The organism is Bacteroidota bacterium (genome assembly GCA_016722375.1).
Taxonomy (GTDB): domain Bacteria; phylum Bacteroidota; class Bacteroidia; order Chitinophagales; family LD1; genus Bog-950.
On the sequence record JADKJG010000005.1, the window covers coordinates 37,797 to 53,670 of the forward strand.

Here is a 15,874-nt window from a genome sequence, read left to right on the forward strand (position 1 = left end):
GCTTAATCAAATTTCCGCTTGATAAACCAAATGTCGTTGATAACCAGGCCAAAGGTGAAGCGATAGAAATTTTCGCGGATAATAGACTTGTCGCTTCCACCACGTGTACCTATTTCACCCGAAATATTCAAGCGTCCGGCAGCTTTGAAAGGAATGCCCAGTCCAAAGGTGCCTGCGGCTTCGCTCAACTGGTTTCCCTGATAGGCAATCTCGCTTTTGCCGTAGTAACCGCCTAAACGATATTGAACACGGTTCAAATATTTACGGTCATCCAACTTGGGCGTGATTTGCATGCCCAATGAAACCCTCCAACTGCTATTCAACGTACTGTTGCTAAGCGGCGAACTGAAGTTTTGCCAATTCATGAATTTGAAGTCAGCACCAATCATCCAGTAGCGCTCGTTGCCGAACATGGCACCGACACCCAGATTAAAAGGCAGATTCACTTTGTCTTTCTTATTGAAAGTAGCGGCTATCGTATCTACCATTACTACGCCCACGTCAGAAATAATGTTGAGCCGCTCCCAGTAGTTAGAGAGCTTGGCATTCATTTTCATTCCGCTTGATCCATAAACGCCTAGAGTCATAAAAATCTTATGACGTTCATCGGGATTCTCAGGGTTGGTATAAATTTGTTTTTGATACTGCACCCCGACGCTGTAAACAAAGCTCTTGACATTCATGCTACTGTTATTTCTTGTAGCATAAGAGTCGGCGCTATCTGCAAAAGTGATGAGCTTTTGATAATCCAGTTTCCCAAAAAGATAGCCTGCATTAGCACCCACCGAGAAGCCTTTCACTTTATAAGCACCTCCCACATAAGCCTGATATAAAGATCCCGAACCGGTAAATATTTCACGATAAGAACCTACCGAGGCGGTGTCATTAAAATTCTGAATAAAATTATAGTTGATATTGCTGTAGGGCAACAACCCGGCGCTGATGGCCCAATTATTTCGGCGCGGGTTGGGAACAAAAGCAATGGCCAGATGACTGATTGAGCCGTTTCCGGTTCTATATACAGAATCGTTAGTAGCGATGCTCACTCCGTCTATGTTCATACCAATTTCCAGCGTAGTTCTGGTCAATGAAGCATAAGAGGCCGGATTGGTAAAGTTGATGTTGAGCGCGCTGGCGTAGGGTGCCGCTATTCCCCCCATACCTTTATTGGCAGAGAAAACAGAGGAACGCACATAGCCTAAACCATAGCGCGAATAAGGAGAAGCTGCCTGTGCCCAACTCTTCTCAGAGGACAGAACAAATAAGGAGAGTGAAAAAATAAAAGTAAGAAACCGTCTCTGGAAAATATAGTTCACAAATGGTAATTAAGAATCCTGTTCAAGCCCTCTAGGACTAAATGAGGTCGGGCAAATATCTCACTTTTGAGCAGAGCGTCAAACCAAGGGGCATCTCCGCCCGTACTCACCACTTTTAGTTTCTTATACCGCTCTTGATATTCCCGAATAATTCCCTCCACCTCCTGCCGGATTCCGTGAACCACTCCACTCCGAATAGAGGCGCTGGTATCAGTTCCTATTAAATCAATTTCGCTGGTCTTTTCCAACGGAACGAGCGGAAGTTTAGCGGTGAACTGGTTCAGCGCTTTGAACCGCATCATCATTCCGGGAGAAATCGCCCCGCCGATATATTGCCTTTGCTCATTCACAAAATCGTAAGTAATGCAGGTGCCGAAGTCAATTTTCAAAATTGGATATTCTGGAAAAAGATAGGTAGCTGCTACACTCCCCGCTATGCGGTCGCTACCGAGTGTTTCGGGGCTTTGATATAAAATCTCTATGGGCAATTTTAATTGGGAAGAAAGAACGATGAAGGGAATCTTCTTTTCACCCAATCTCTTTTCTATTTCATTTTCAGCTCCGGTTCTTGAAATAATCGCATGAGCTATCGAATATTTTGAAAGAAGAGGCTCCAAGGATGCTGCACCGATCAGAACTTCTGTCGGTTCCGTCCCGTCAAATACGCCGAGTTTGATCGAAGTATTTCCAATATCTATGGTGAGGTTCATTTCAGGATTCGTTTTCCATCCACATAGGTAATGATAAAGCTGTTCTTATAGCGCGGCAACATCTGGCTCTTCCAATATCGGTAGCACTCCTCATAATCTTTATACATGCCCAACACATATTTAAACACCCCGTCTTCTTCATAAATATCGCAGCCTTTCAGGTGTGTGTAATAATTCGTGTCTACCGGTACTAACTTTTCCAGAGCATAAATCTGAATGCGGTAAAACGTATCGAGCCTCACCTCTAGGGTTTGGCCCTTCACCTGTTTCATGTTGCCGCTCGGCGAAGGTTTGGAGGCGGTTTCTACTACTGCTTGATCATGTGCCGCAATTTCTATGGCGGTTTCTGTTTTGCGAACCGGCTCAACAAATACACTTTCGGCAGCGGCCTTTTGTTTGGTGAAAGGCGTTTCTTTAGGCGGCATCTTTCCTTTTTTCTTCGGGTGGTATTCCACCACTTCTTTGGGTACCACCGGTGCGCCATAAAGCAAGGCCAGCGAAGGAGTAATATACACTCCGCTGTCGGACACCACCGGAAGCGCCGGTGCCGGGCTTACCGGCATTTCGGCTTCCAACTTTCTTCCCTGCCGGTTGTTCAGCGGGGCGCCGATGATGTCAATGGTCTGCATCACATTGTCCGCCACCATTTCGTTCATATTATATTGCAGTTCATCGGCAGTAGAGCCTAACAGTTTGCGCACTTCATAAGCGCTATTAATCACCCGACGTTTTTCTATGTAGGGAAGATTCGGGTAGATGTCGCCCCGCTCAATTGCCGAGCAGGGAACCGTAACCATTTTGGTGCGCCCCGGAATAGAAAGCGTATCGTAATAAGTATAAACCGGCACCACGCCCCAATCGCCCAGCGAAGTTTCACTCGTAAAATTGTTCTTCTTTATTTCCATATCGAGAATATAACCGTTCCGGTGCTTCATCTCTTCGTTGCTGCCCACCAGATTGCCGAGCGAGTAGGCCACGATTCCTTCTTTCATCGCCCCTTCAAAATAGTAGCTCATATAATCTATGCGCATGGGTATGTTGGGTGCGGTGCCCACCACCAGATTTGCTCCATGCTCAAAAGCATAGCGCGCCAAATCTTGTTGCTGTGTATTCGGAATATCCTCCGTGATGGAACCCCAATCAAAATAAACGATGATGAAATCCGGTTTGTTGGAACGCGCCAAGCGGAGTTCGGCAGAGAGATAATTTTTATTGGCTTCATTAATCACGAAATCCTGCGAGACTTCGGGGCGCGTCATGGGCAGCGTGTAATTCAGGATAGCGATGCGAAAGCCTTTCTTGGTGATAATCAAAGGCTGGTTACCGGCTCGCTCTACAATATTGCTGAAAGCGCCGGTGTGGAACATGTCGAGGTCGTTCAGCAGGCTGCGCGTGCGTTTCAGTGTAGCCTTATCAATATGTGCGGTATGCACGTTCGCGTGCATCATGCCGTTGAAGGAAGCGTATTTGAGTGCCAGCGCAAATTCATCGGGTGATGAAAACATGTTTTTTATATCCCCCGAAAAAGATGTTTTCAAATTGGCCATCACAATATCGCCCAGTCCTAAAATAGGCTGCACATACCGAAACTCATCGCGGAACTCATATTTACCGGTAGTGAAGTTGTAGGCATTTTGCACCTGCTTCTCGGTTTGGTAAATATTTCCCACAATCATTAGATGCACTGTGCGCATAGAATCTATCTGCTCCATCGCCAGATCTGATTTCACCGGATGTAAAAACTTCTGCCGAAAACGGATAGCAGGACTCAGCGGGTCTTGCGCCAAGAGGCTACCCCAAATGCCGAGCAACAAAAAAATAATTCCTTCCTTCTTAATCATGATTGTTTTGTGGCGCTGCTTAAATAATCTGGTCATTTTCAATCACGCTAAGCCCCTTCTTGTTTTGTTGTGCCGCTTCTACCATCGCTTTTGCCAGCAGGCCTGCCGGTGTTCCGCGATATTTTTTCAAAGGACCTACAAACAAAAAAGAAAGTTTCTCTGCAATAAAAATCCCGATGGCTTCGCCGGTTCGCTTTTCCTTTCGGTGGCCGAGCAACATCGAAGGGCGAAAAATGATGAGGGCATCAAAATTCAATTTTGCTAAAGCCCCTTCCAATTCACCTTTCACGCGGCTATAAAATATAGACGAACCGGAATCGGCGCCGATAGAAGAAACCAATATGAACTGCTTCGCGCCGTTGCGCTTGGCAATCTGGGCCACCTGAAACGGCAAGTCAAAATCCACTTTGCGAAAGGCTTCCTGCGAACCCGCTTTGGCAATGGTGGTCCCGGTGGCGCAAAAAATATCATCCGCTCCTATTTCTTGCTGATCCTTTTCTAATTGATTGAAATCAACGACCACATTTTTGAGTTTGAGATGCTGCGTTTCCAAAGCTCTTCGCGTCAAGGTGATGACTTTATCATAAGCCGGCGAAGCCAATAATTCTTTCAAACACTCTTCGCCTACCATACCGGTCGCGCCTATCAATAATGCTGTTTTCCCCATCGGGGTAAAAATAGAAAATTGAAAAATCGGTGGGAGGCAGGTTATGAACGAATAAGAGGAGTAAGGAATATTGCGCTTACAAAATTTGACAGAAGACCCGTGTATTATTTAATAGATCAAAGGCCATAGAGCGCCAAAGCCGCTGATTTGAAATGGTAGGTTATGATTTCAAATGGCGATAGGGGTTTTTAATCCGCGCTAGCCCATCCGATGAGTCTCATCAGCGTTCGGTTCTTTTGCGAACTACTTAGGCTATTTGTTTATCCCATCATCCAGTTTATAATTCAAGCATTCTTCCAAATTCAAGGTATTATCCTTTACCCGAAGGTGGCTCCGCGTCTATTTTACATACTTCCGTATTTACCGAAGTAATGAATAGATTCAATTTTATAGCATCCGCATTTACCGAAGTAATAAAATGGCTTCATTTTATTACATCCGCATTTACCGACATTAATAAGTTGAGTATTTTTAGTACTTCGGTATTTGCCGAAGTAGGCAAAATACTTCTATTTACTACTTCCACATTTACCGAAGCACTAAAAAGATATCATTTCATAACATCCGCATTTACCGAAGTGTTAAAATGGCTTCATTTTATAACATCCTCATTTGCGGAAGTGATAAAGACAGACCGTTTTGATGTTTGGCGAGAAAAGGAAGGGCTTGAAAAATGTATATTAATGTATAAATGAATGGCGGCGATGGCAAAAAGACAATAGAACGCAGATGACAGGAATCAAGGACTGATAGCCTTTTAGCTTAGTACATACATATTGAACAGAAAGAAGAGGTAGAGATAGACCCAAAGGCCGTCGAGAAAATGCCAGTAGAGGCAGAGCATTTGAACTTTCACCTTGCTGAAAGGGTCGGTTTCAAACAAAAGTGCCTTTACCGGATCGCGGTTTTGCTTAAAGGCCTTGAAAAGAAAATAGCCCAAGGCCAGCAAACCAAACAGCAGGTGGACGAGGTGGAATCCGCTCATGACATATATATAGGTGCCCGCAATCTGGTTGGTCAGGCCGATGCCGTTGGCGGAAAGTTCCTTCCAGCCAATAATTTGAAATAGGGCAAAAGCCAGCGCCAGCCCGAAGGTAACGAGCAGCCCATTGAAATATCCTTTTTCATCGCCGGCGAGGTTGGCTTTGCGGGTTTGCGAAAGGGTATAGCTGGACACCAAAATAATCACGGTGTTGGCATGAAAAATAAGCGGCAGTTGGAAGTGAGGATAGCCCGTTCTAAGCGTGGTCATGATGTAGGCCAGAGAAAGAAACAGGAAGGAGGAAGTGATACCTATGAGCAAAAGATAGGTAAACATCCGCACCGGATGGTACTTTATCCGCAGATGAAGCAGCATCTGAATTTCTTCCGGAGAAGTTGTTTTAGTTGGCTTTGACACCTCAAGGCAATTTTTTCTTTAGACAATATCCAGATAATACCTGAATTGGCTTACATTTACGCTCCCAAAGATAAACAAGACCCACGTAATTTTGTGGAAAGGGGGTAATTTATCATGGCAGACAGCGATAAGATAATAGAGGAAATAACCACGAACGACTACAAGTACGGGTTCGTGACCGATATTGAGCAGGAATTTGCTCCGAAGGGTTTGAGTGAAGACACCGTACGCTATATTTCCGACAAAAAAGGCGAGCCAGAATGGATGTTGGAGTGGCGGCTGAAAGCCTATCGCGGATGGTTGAAAATGGAATTGCCTCATTGGCAAAATGTAAGCTATCCGCCCATTAACTTTCAGGATATTTATTTCTATGCTTCCACCAAGAAGAAAAAGAAGATAGAAAGCTTGGACGATGTGGATCCAGAGATTCGGGCGACCTACGATAAGTTGGGCATTCCTATTCAAGAGCAGAAACTCCTGGCAGGAGTGGTGGCGGTGGACTATGTCATGGATTCGGAAAGCGTGATCACTACTTTCCGCGAATCGTTGAAAGAGAAGGGTATTATCTTTTGTTCTATTTCGGAAGCCATCCGGGAATATCCTGAACTGGTGAAGAAGTATTTGGGAAGCGTGGTTCCTACCCGCGACAATTATTTTGCTGCACTCAACAGCGCGGTGTTCAGCGACGGAAGTTTTGTTTATATACCTAAAGGCGTTCGTTGCCCGATGGAGCTTTCTACTTACTTCCGAATCAACGCAGAGAACACGGGGCAGTTTGAAAGAACGCTCATCATTGCAGATGATGATAGTTATGTTTCGTACTTAGAAGGCTGTACCGCACCGATGCGAGATGAAAATCAATTACATGCCGCAGTGGTCGAATTAGTGACGCATGATCGGGCAGAGATAAAATATTCAACGGTTCAGAATTGGTATCCCGGCGATAAGGAAGGCAAAGGAGGCATCTACAACTTCGTGACCAAACGAGGCATGTGTAAAGGTGTCAATTCAAAAATTAGTTGGACGCAGGTGGAAACCGGCAGTGCCATTACTTGGAAATATCCAAGCTGTATTTTGAAAGGCGATAATTCTATTGGTGAGTTTTATTCGGTGGCGGTGACCAACAATTACCAGCAGGCCGACACCGGAACCAAGATGATACACATCGGCAAGAACACGAAAAGCCGCATTGTGAGCAAAGGGATTTCAGCGGGCAAAAGCAATAACTCTTATCGTGGGTTAGTGCAGATTCATAAGACAGCCGACAAGGCACATAATTTTTCACAGTGCGATAGCTTGCTGATAGGTGACAAGTGCGGGGCACATACGTTCCCCTATCTGGAGATCAAAAACAACACGGGCAAGGTAGAACATGAAGCGACCACCTCTAAAATCGGCGAAGACTTGCTTTTCTATTGCAATCAAAGAGGATTGAGCGACGAAGAAGCGGTCAGCATGATTGTGAATGGCTATTGTAAAGAAGTGTTCCAGCATCTGCCTATGGAGTTTGCGGTAGAAGCACAGAAGCTATTGAGCATTAGTTTGGAGGGAAGTGTGGGATAGAATTTAGAAGTTAGGTTTCAGATTAAAAGCAGATTGACAAACCGGATACAAAATGATACTGAGTTGGTATAGAGCGTTTAAAACCAGCAGACTCCTTTTTTCTAAGGTGCTTGGGCCGGTTTACGCTGAATTGAAAAAAGATGCGGAAGAATTAGAGCAAAAAGGAAAAGAGCAGAACAAAAACACAAGTAAGAAACATGTTATCCATCAAGAATCTAAACGTAGCCATCAACGGAAAACAAATCCTTAAGGATTTCAATCTGGAGGTTGCTCCCGGCGAAGTACACGCCATCATGGGCCCGAACGGGACCGGCAAATCAACCCTCGCCGCCACGCTGGCAGGAAGAGAAGAATATGAAGTGCTTTCTGGCGAAGTAATTTTCAAAGGCAAAGACCTTTTCGACATGAGCCCCGATCAAAGGGCTAATGAAGGAGTGTTTCTGGCATTTCAATATCCGATAGAAATTCCTGGAGTAAGCGTCACCAACTTTATGAAGGCGGCGGTCAATTCTAAAAGAAGATATCAGGGCTTGCCTTCGTTGAGCGCCAAAGACTTTCTCAAAACCATGAAAGAAAAAATGGAGTTGGTAGAAATGAGCAAGGATTTCATGGGTCGCTCTTTGAACGAGGGATTCAGCGGAGGAGAGAAGAAGCGCGGTGAGATTTTTCAAATGGCCATGTTGGAACCTTCCCTCTGTGTTTTAGACGAAACCGACTCCGGTCTGGATATTGATGCCCTGCGCATTGTGTCCAAAGGAGTGAATAAACTTCGCGACAAAGACCGAAGCTTTCTGGTCATTACTCACTACCAACGACTCTTGAACTATATTGTTCCCGATGTGGTGCATGTAATTCTCGATGGAAGAATTGTCAAGAGCGGAGGAAAGGAATTAGCCATTCAATTGGAAGAAAAGGGCTATGACTGGATTAAGGAAGAAGTAGCCATGATCAACGGTTAACAGAAAGATTTGATTGATATGGGACTGACAGAAAACATAACAGAACAATTTGACTTACTAGAGCATCCTTCCGGCTCGGTGTCGGAGGTGAAAAAAGCAGCTTGGTCTGCTTTTCGCAAACTCGGCATTCCTTCAGTGCGCGATGAAGAATGGAAATATACCCACATCAAAACCAAGTTGCCCGAAACGCTGACTATTAAAAATACGGCGCCTTCTGTCTCAAATGATAAAGTCAACTTGTTTGAAAACATTCGGGCTAACAGACTAGTATTTGTCAATGGAATTTTTCAACAAAATCTTTCTTCCATTCAAGATGAAAAGGGGCTGACAATCGGAAGCCTGAAAGAACATTTTGTTACCAGCAAGGATTTGGTTGAAAATCATTTTGGGCGGCTGATTAGAAATAAAGAAGAGCACTTCGCGGCGCTCAATACCGCCTTTGTCACCGATGGCGCCTTTATACATATCGCCAAAGGAGCAAGGCTGAATCTTCCCATTTTCATTATTCATGTCTACGATGCTGTTGAAAATTTTATTCAAAGCCGGAATCTCATCATAGCGGAGGAAAGCAGCAGCGCGCAAATCGTAGTGGATTTTCAAAACATCGGAAACACCTCTTTCTATAATCACGTATCTGAAGTTTTTGTTGGTAAAAATGCAGCCTTGAACGTTTCTAAGTTTCAAACAACCACGGCAAACACCACCGCGGTTCATACCATCGAAGCAGAAGTGAAACGCGATGGCAAGTTCACCTGCAACACTATTTCGTTTGAAGGAAAACTGATTCGCAACAACACCAATGTCAGTTTGATAGGTGAGAACGCCGAAGTGCATTTGAATGGCTTGTATTATGCAACCGGAACTTCTTTAATAGATAACCATCTTTGCATTGACCATATAGTGCCCAACTGCCAGAGCAATCAACTCTATAAAGGAATTATAGATGAGGAAGGAACCGGAGTGTTCAATGGAAAGATTTTTGTGAAGCAGGATGCGCAGAAAACCAATGCCTTCCAATCGTCAAAAACCGTTTTGCTCTCCAAGGAAGCAACGATGAATTCCAAACCTCAGTTAGAAATTTTCGCTGATGATGTGAAGTGTTCACATGGCGCAGCCATCGGCCAGTTGGACGGAAACGAAATTTTCTATCTCAAAGCCAGAGGCATTGAAGAAAATGATGCTAAAGCTATTTTGACTTATGCATTCGCCAACCAGATTATCCAGCGAATTACGATTAAAGAACTGCGTGAATATCTAGATAGGGTACTCAAAGCCAGACTGAAACTGGAATTATAAGATGATGGCCGCCGAAACCATGAAACTTCAAGCCGCAACGGTGGAGCAAATCAGGAAAGACTTCCCTATTCTTCACCAACACATAAATGGTCGGCCTCTCATCTATTTTGACAATGCCGCCACGTCACAAAAACCCCAGGCAGTTATTGATGCCATTCGCGACTATTACGAAAAATATAATAGCAACATTCACCGAGGGGCTCATCATTTGGCACATTTGGCTACGGAAGCCTATGAAAATTCGCGCAAGACAGTTGCTCATCATCTGAACGCTTCAGAAAAGGAAATCAATTTTGTGCGCGGCACCACCGAGGCGATAAATCTGGTGGCTTCCACTTATGGCAGGAAATTTTTGAAAGCGGGCGACGAAATCATTATCAGTGGCATCGAACATCATTCTAACATCGTTCCCTGGCAGATGTTGTGTGAAGAGAAGGGTGCTGTTCTGAAAGTGATTCCTATTAGCGATTCCGGGGAAATAATTTTTGAAGAGTATGAAAAGCTCCTCGGGCCCAAAACCAAAATCGTTTCGATTCAATATATCTCCAATGCACTGGGTACTATTCATCCGGTAAAAAAAATTATCGAGCAAGCACATCAGGTAGGAGCCATCGTTTTCGTTGATGCAGCGCAAGCGCTGCCTCACATGAAAGTAGATGTGCAAGACCTAGATTGCGATTTCTTGGCTTTTAGTGGTCATAAAGTTTTTGCTGCTACCGGCATCGGTGTTCTTTACGGCAAAGAAAAACTGCTCAATGCCATGCCTCCCTACATGGGCGGTGGCGAAATGATTAAGAGCGTGAGTTTTACCAAAACGACTTACAACGAACTGCCTTATAAGTTTGAAGCTGGTACGCCAAACATTGAGGGTGGAATATCGCTTGGTGCGGCATTGAATTATTTGAACCAAATAGGACTGGATAAAATTGCTGCCTACGAAAATGACTTATTAGAATACGGCACCGGCAAACTTCAGGAGATAAACGGGCTGCGCATTATCGGCACTGCCAAACAAAAATCTTCTGTCCTTTCCTTTCTGGTCAAAGACATTCATCCTTACGATCTAGGTGTGTTGCTCAACGAACAGGGCATCGCCATCCGAACGGGCCACCACTGCTGTCAACCGCTGATGGATCAGTTTGGTATAGAGGGAACCTGCCGCGCTTCATTTGCCTTCTATAATACCTTTGAAGAAATTGACCGATTTACGGAAGCGCTGAAGAAGGCGGTGAAAATGCTCTCCTGATTTCTTTTCTCGCTTTTTCTTTAGCATCTCTGGCGAAACCATTGCACTTATTTAACTTTGCCACATGGAACAATCCATTCAGAATATTGAAGAGGAAGTAGTAGAGGAGTTTGATTTGTTCGATGACCCAATGGACAAATATGAACACCTGATTGACATCGGAAATAAGTTAGCCCCCTTGGATGCTAAGTACATGACCGATGATTTCATCGTGAAAGGCTGCCAAAGCAAGGTATGGCTTCATGCTTTTACCAAAGACGACCGAATCTTTTTTGAAGCAGATTCCAACTCGGCTATCACCAAAGGGTTGATTGCTCTGTTGGTTCGCGTGCTTTCCGGTCAAAAAGCCGAGGACATTGCTACCAACCCACTTGTATTTATTGACCGCATCAACCTTCGTTCTCACTTATCATCCCAACGCGCCAATGGCTTGAGTGCTATGATTCAGAAGATGAGACGGTATGCGGAGGCAGATATATAACCGATGAAGTGGGCAAAAAGACCGCTCTGGTGATTGATTTGGAACGACTGAAATAATTGAAATCCAGCCACAAATTTTTGGGAGAACTGGAAGATACTCTTGATATTATCCTCCACGAAAGTGAGGAACCAGAGGAACGGGAAAGGGCAAAAATTGCTTTACTTAAATAAAGACTGAAGCATGTTCTATCAAAATATCTAATAGCTTTGCCAAACAAGACAAATCCTGTATGCTAACAAGATTTCAAATTCAAGGTATTATTAACAAAGCGAAGTTGGATAACTAATTTCACTCCTGTACTTTTTACAAACCATCAAACATTCTTTAATCAAATCTAAACCCCAAATCAAATGAAAAAACAATTACTCCTTACAACTATTGTGCTTGCGCTAAACTTCGCTGCATTCAGTCAAAAGTGGCTTAATTTTCCTTCGGGAACAACCAATAACAGAATTGATATTGGTGACCTGTCTGTTATCGGTGATTCAATTACGGTTGAAGCACTCGTCACCATGCAAAGCACTACCTACATACCGGATGCTTATGATATTGTTTCTAAACACTTGAGTCCTTATGATTGCAGTTATCTATTCCGTCCGGACAATTTTGCCATTAAAACTATAACGGATGGGTTTGTAGGACTTGCCAGCCCTATTCCACTTTGTATGGATTCAACCTATCATGTTGCCGGAACCTATGATGGAGATAGCATAAAGTTTTTTGTTAACGGGAAACAGGTTGCTGCGCAACATTGGACCGGAACCTTATTTCAGAATAGTTTTGTAGTCGGTATTGGCAATTTAACTCCTAACTTGACCGCTAACGAGCAATTCACCGGATACATTGATGAAGTTCGCATTTGGGGAACCGCTCGTTCACAAGCTGATATTTCTAATAACATGTATGACCTTCCTAACCCAACATCACAACCGGGTTTGCTTGCTTATTACAAATTTAATGGCGACTATAAAAATGCTCAGGGAAACTCAGCTTTTGATGGAGTTACCTATGGATCAGATTTGCTGAATGCCAATAATCCACTTTTTAGCGGAAACGTATCGGATAACTTTTGTTTCCCAACGGGTATCCCGCAGGATAATAATTCATTGTCCTTCCTGATTTATCCAAACCCAACTACGGACGCAATTACTATCGAGAATGTCTCGCCTTTCTCTGTACTGCACTTATTCAATGCGCAAGGTGTACTAGTCAAGAAGCAGACGATATTGGCAAGCAGCATTTCACTTTCAGTCGAAGACCTTCCATCGGGTATGTATATTATAGAATTGCAAAACAACTCGAGTGTTCAGAGAGCTAAATTTGTAAAGAGATAATGAATTGTTCCGCTCTGTAACTCTTTCAGCTTAGAATACCAATTAGCTTCGCCATATATAACGCCTCATTTATAAAGGTTTCAAATTCAAAAAAGAATATTGCCATATCAAAATTGATGAGCTAATCTCGCATAGGGAGTTATCAATCACTCAAATGACCACTTAAAAAGCTACACGAAACATAGAGAAAATGAATGTCCTGCGCCATTATTTTTAATAAGTCCACTTAACAATATTAAATCAAATCTAAACCCCAAATCAAATGAAAAAACAATTACTCCTTACAACTATTGTGCTTGCGCTAAACTTCGCTGCATTCAGTCAAAAGTGGCTTAATTTTCCTTCGGGAACAACCAATAACAGAATTGATATTGGTGACCTGTCTGTTATCGGTGATTCAATTACGGTTGAAGCACTCGTCACCATGCAAAGCACTACCTACATACCGGATGCTTATGATATTGTTTCTAAACACTCTAATGCTTATGATTGTAGCTATCTATTCCGTCCGGACAATTTTGCCATTAAGACTATAACGGATGGGTTTGTCGGAATCGCCAATCCATTACCACTTTGTATGGATTCAACCTATCATGTTGCCGGTACCTATGATGGAGATAGTATAAAGTTTTTTGTTAACGGAAAACAGGTTGCTGCGCAACATTGGACCGGAACCTTATTTCAGAATAATTATGTAGTCGGTATCGGTAATTTAACTTACACCTTGGGCTTTAACGAGCAATTCACCGGATATATTGATGAAGTGCGCATTTGGGGAACCGCTCGTTCACAAGCTGATATTTCTAATAACATGTATGACCTTCCTAACCCAACATCACAACCGGGTTTGCTTGCTTATTACAAATTTAATGGCGACTATAAAAATGCTCAGGAAACTCAGCTTTTGATGGAGTTACCTATGGATCAGATTTGCTGAATGCCAATAATCCACTTTTAGCGGAAACGTATCGGATAACTTTTGTTTCCCAACGGGTATCCCGCAGGATAATAATTCATTGTCCTTCCTGATTTATCCAAACCCAACTACGGACGCAATTACTATCAAGAATGTCTCGCCTTTCTCTGTACTGCACTTATTCAATGCGCAAGGTGTACTAGTCAAGAAGCAGACGATATTGGCAAGCAGCATTTCACTTTCAGTCGAAGACCTTCCATCGGGTATGTATATTATAGAATTGCAAAACAACTCGAGTGTTCAGAGAGCTAAATTTGTAAAGAGATAATGAATTGTTCCGCTCTGTAACTCTTTCAGCTTAGATTCTCAACTCGTCTTTCTCTGAAGGGAAGTCAATGCGAAGCATCGAGGATGTTTACGGTTGGGTATTTGTAATGCTCTGTTGCGTCTTGAATTACCTAATTTCAAATCATCTCTTCTCTTACCCTCAAGGTAAACTTTCAGAAGTATCTGTATTCTTCCATAGGGTCAGAAACGAGCTTTCGGGCTTGCTTTTTGACGTATTTCCCTTCCTCCAAACAAGGTCTAATCTTATCTAAAGAGCTATTAGGCAGCCTTTTATATCTATAGGCACCTCCTTTCCCCCGTTTCGTTGCAAACGCTTCGCGTTTTGCACAAAACGCGAGCTGTTTTGATGCGAACGCGGGATGATCACACCAAAACGCCATCTATTTTGGTCAAAACAGATGGCGTTTTGGATCGAATAATTCATGTTTTGGCACAAATAGGATGTGTTTTGGGTCGAATCGAGAGAATTTGAATGCGAGCACTTGCGGTTTTAGAGCGAATCGAAGGCGTTTGCAACGAAACGGCTAAACAGAGGGACCCAAAGACCTACAGCTTCTTGCCCATTCGTATAAAGCTCTTCGTGTTCATGGCTTGATCCCATGACGAATTTGCCCTTGCTGTTGCGCAGGTTATTGTTCCAGATGTATCTATATATTTCGCTACCGGCTTAGCTGAAGGAGCCTTCACCATAGAACAGTTTTGCCCAAAAAGACTTTTCTTTTCAGACAGGTAGCCAGCAAAAGTGTACTTCGATTGGCGATTATGAGATAATCCAAGTCTTATCGCCACTCAGTATTTTGTTCAAAGGAGTCTTGCCCTTCTTTTCCTTAGCAACGGTGATTTGATTAGCAATATCATCTTCTATACAAGAGCGGTTCTCTTGATAATAAACACCAAAAGCGCGCGGGAAATGAGTTTCCCGGTTATCGGCAAAGCCAGCAAGAATAAAGGCTTTGCTCTTGTCTTTTTCGTCATGAATCCAAAGGTCATCTTTAGACACCCCATTGCCCAGTTCTACAATAACCGGCTTCAATCCATCTAATTTAATTCCCTTGCTTTCGTTCTCTCCAAACACCAGCGGCTTCCCTTGCTCTAGGAAAAAAGCCTCTTCCTTTTTGGTTTCCTTATCGGTGAACATGAAAAAAGCTCCGACGTTAAACACCGGGCAATTCTGATATATTTCGACCATAGCTGTTCCGTGGTGGCCATTGGCACGCTGAATCATCGTCTGCATGTGTTTAGGGTCGCGGTCTAAGGTGCGGGCAAAAAAAGTGGACTTGGCTCCCAGTGCCAGTTCAGCCGGATTAAAAGGCTCATCTACTGAACCATAAGGTGTACTTTTGGCAGTAGTTCCTTTGGGCGAGGTAGGCGAGTATTGTCCTTTGGTCAAACCATAAATTTCATTGTTGAACAACATCAGTTTGATATTCGGATTGCGTCGCAGAATGTGGATGAAGTGATTGCCTCCGATAGAAAGCATATCCCCATCGCCACCCACTACCCAAACATTCAATTCAGGATTGGCCACTTTCACCCCACTGGCAATCGCGGTTGCCCTGCCGTGAATACTATGCATTCCATAGGTAGCCATATAATATGGAAAGCGCGACGAACAACCGATGCCGGATACAAAAACATATTTTTCCAAGCCAATATCAAAGGTTGGAAGAACCGTTTGCACTTGTTTCAAAATAGAATAATCGCCGCAGCCGGGACACCATTTCACTTCCTGATCGGAAATAAAATCTTTTGCGGTCTGTTTAACCGGTGGAGTATTTTCTGTTACTGTTTCCATCAC

At 43.5% G+C, this 15,874-nt stretch carries 14 protein-coding genes; 8 read left to right on the plus strand and 6 right to left on the minus strand.

The window, feature by feature from the left end; all coding sequences use genetic code 11:
- Positions 1-2: 2 nt before the first annotated feature.
- From IPP77_07490 to IPP77_07510, 5 genes are all read right to left on the minus strand, one after another.
- Positions 3-1,316 (minus strand): hypothetical protein, encoded by a 1,314-nt coding sequence (locus tag IPP77_07490; protein ID MBL0309506.1) that lies wholly within the window; start codon positions 1,314-1,316, stop codon positions 3-5.
- Positions 1,313-2,026 (minus strand): type III pantothenate kinase, encoded by a 714-nt coding sequence (locus tag IPP77_07495; GenBank protein ID MBL0309507.1) that lies wholly within the window; start codon positions 2,024-2,026, stop codon positions 1,313-1,315. The genes IPP77_07490 and IPP77_07495 overlap by 4 nt, the downstream gene beginning before the upstream one ends.
- Positions 2,023-3,867 carry a CapA family protein gene (locus tag IPP77_07500; GenBank protein MBL0309508.1) on the minus strand — a complete coding sequence of 615 codons (1,845 nt, stop codon included), beginning with the start codon at positions 3,865-3,867 and terminating at the stop codon, positions 2,023-2,025. The genes IPP77_07495 and IPP77_07500 overlap by 4 nt, the downstream gene beginning before the upstream one ends.
- Before the next feature lie 19 nt (positions 3,868-3,886).
- Complete coding sequence (locus IPP77_07505; GenBank protein ID MBL0309509.1) at positions 3,887-4,534, minus strand: oxidoreductase; 648 nt, start codon at positions 4,532-4,534, stop codon at positions 3,887-3,889.
- A 757-nt stretch (positions 4,535-5,291) separates the two neighbouring features.
- Positions 5,292-5,933, minus strand: coding sequence for a heme-copper oxidase subunit III (locus IPP77_07510; GenBank protein ID MBL0309510.1), 642 nt, complete (start codon positions 5,931-5,933; stop codon positions 5,292-5,294).
- Positions 5,934-6,047: 114 nt separating this feature from the next.
- On the opposite strand from IPP77_07510, the gene sufB reads away from it, so the two are divergent.
- The 8 genes from sufB (at position 6,048) to IPP77_07550 (ending at position 14,056) form a co-directional block, all read left to right on the plus strand.
- On the plus strand, positions 6,048-7,496 hold the full coding sequence (gene sufB / locus IPP77_07515; GenBank protein ID MBL0309511.1) for a Fe-S cluster assembly protein SufB: 1,449 nt from the start codon (positions 6,048-6,050) through the stop codon (positions 7,494-7,496).
- A gap of 197 nt (positions 7,497-7,693) precedes the next feature.
- Positions 7,694-8,455 carry a Fe-S cluster assembly ATPase SufC gene (gene sufC / locus IPP77_07520; GenBank protein ID MBL0309512.1) on the plus strand — a complete coding sequence of 254 codons (762 nt, stop codon included), beginning with the start codon at positions 7,694-7,696 and terminating at the stop codon, positions 8,453-8,455.
- 18 nt (positions 8,456-8,473) lie between these two features.
- Complete coding sequence (gene sufD / locus IPP77_07525; protein MBL0309513.1) at positions 8,474-9,751, plus strand: Fe-S cluster assembly protein SufD; 1,278 nt, start codon at positions 8,474-8,476, stop codon at positions 9,749-9,751.
- Between the two features lie 19 nt (positions 9,752-9,770).
- Complete coding sequence (locus IPP77_07530) at positions 9,771-10,997, plus strand: cysteine desulfurase (GenBank protein ID MBL0309514.1); 1,227 nt, start codon at positions 9,771-9,773, stop codon at positions 10,995-10,997.
- Positions 10,998-11,061: 64 nt separating this feature from the next.
- Positions 11,062-11,478: a SufE family protein gene (locus IPP77_07535; protein MBL0309515.1), complete on the plus strand. Its 417-nt coding sequence runs from the start codon at positions 11,062-11,064 to the stop codon at positions 11,476-11,478.
- 350 nt (positions 11,479-11,828) lie between these two features.
- Entirely contained in the window at positions 11,829-12,812 is a 984-nt protein-coding gene (locus IPP77_07540) for a T9SS type A sorting domain-containing protein (GenBank protein ID MBL0309516.1), read from the plus strand.
- Between the two features lie 262 nt (positions 12,813-13,074).
- The gene (locus tag IPP77_07545) at positions 13,075-13,749 is read left to right on the plus strand and encodes a LamG domain-containing protein (protein MBL0309517.1); all 675 of its coding nucleotides are present in this window, start codon (positions 13,075-13,077) and stop codon (positions 13,747-13,749) included.
- A 79-nt stretch (positions 13,750-13,828) separates the two neighbouring features.
- Positions 13,829-14,056: a T9SS type A sorting domain-containing protein gene (locus IPP77_07550; protein ID MBL0309518.1), complete on the plus strand. Its 228-nt coding sequence runs from the start codon at positions 13,829-13,831 to the stop codon at positions 14,054-14,056.
- 780 nt (positions 14,057-14,836) lie between these two features.
- Here the strand turns inward: IPP77_07550 and IPP77_07555 are convergent.
- On the minus strand, positions 14,837-15,871 hold the full coding sequence (locus tag IPP77_07555; GenBank protein ID MBL0309519.1) for a 2-oxoacid:ferredoxin oxidoreductase subunit beta: 1,035 nt from the start codon (positions 15,869-15,871) through the stop codon (positions 14,837-14,839).
- Between the last annotated feature and the right edge of the window lie 3 nt (positions 15,872-15,874).

Excerpts from the sequence above, each read along its gene's own strand:
- IPP77_07495 (MBL0309507.1), bottom strand. The coding sequence starts at position 2,026 with ATGAACCTCACCATAGATATTGGAAATACTTCGATCAAACTCGGCGTA.
- IPP77_07500 (MBL0309508.1), bottom strand. The coding sequence starts at position 3,867 with ATGATTAAGAAGGAAGGAATTATTTTTTTGTTGCTCGGCATTTGGGGT.
- IPP77_07505 (MBL0309509.1), bottom strand. The coding sequence starts at position 4,534 with ATGGGGAAAACAGCATTATTGATAGGCGCGACCGGTATGGTAGGCGAA.
- sufB (MBL0309511.1), top strand. The coding sequence starts at position 6,048 with ATGGCAGACAGCGATAAGATAATAGAGGAAATAACCACGAACGACTAC.
- sufC (MBL0309512.1), top strand. The coding sequence starts at position 7,694 with ATGTTATCCATCAAGAATCTAAACGTAGCCATCAACGGAAAACAAATC.
- sufD (MBL0309513.1), top strand. The coding sequence starts at position 8,474 with ATGGGACTGACAGAAAACATAACAGAACAATTTGACTTACTAGAGCAT.
- IPP77_07530 (MBL0309514.1), top strand. The coding sequence starts at position 9,771 with ATGAAACTTCAAGCCGCAACGGTGGAGCAAATCAGGAAAGACTTCCCT.
- IPP77_07535 (MBL0309515.1), top strand. The coding sequence starts at position 11,062 with ATGGAACAATCCATTCAGAATATTGAAGAGGAAGTAGTAGAGGAGTTT.
- IPP77_07540 (MBL0309516.1), top strand. The coding sequence starts at position 11,829 with ATGAAAAAACAATTACTCCTTACAACTATTGTGCTTGCGCTAAACTTC.
- IPP77_07545 (MBL0309517.1), top strand. The coding sequence starts at position 13,075 with ATGAAAAAACAATTACTCCTTACAACTATTGTGCTTGCGCTAAACTTC.
- IPP77_07555 (MBL0309519.1), bottom strand. The coding sequence starts at position 15,871 with ATGGAAACAGTAACAGAAAATACTCCACCGGTTAAACAGACCGCAAAA.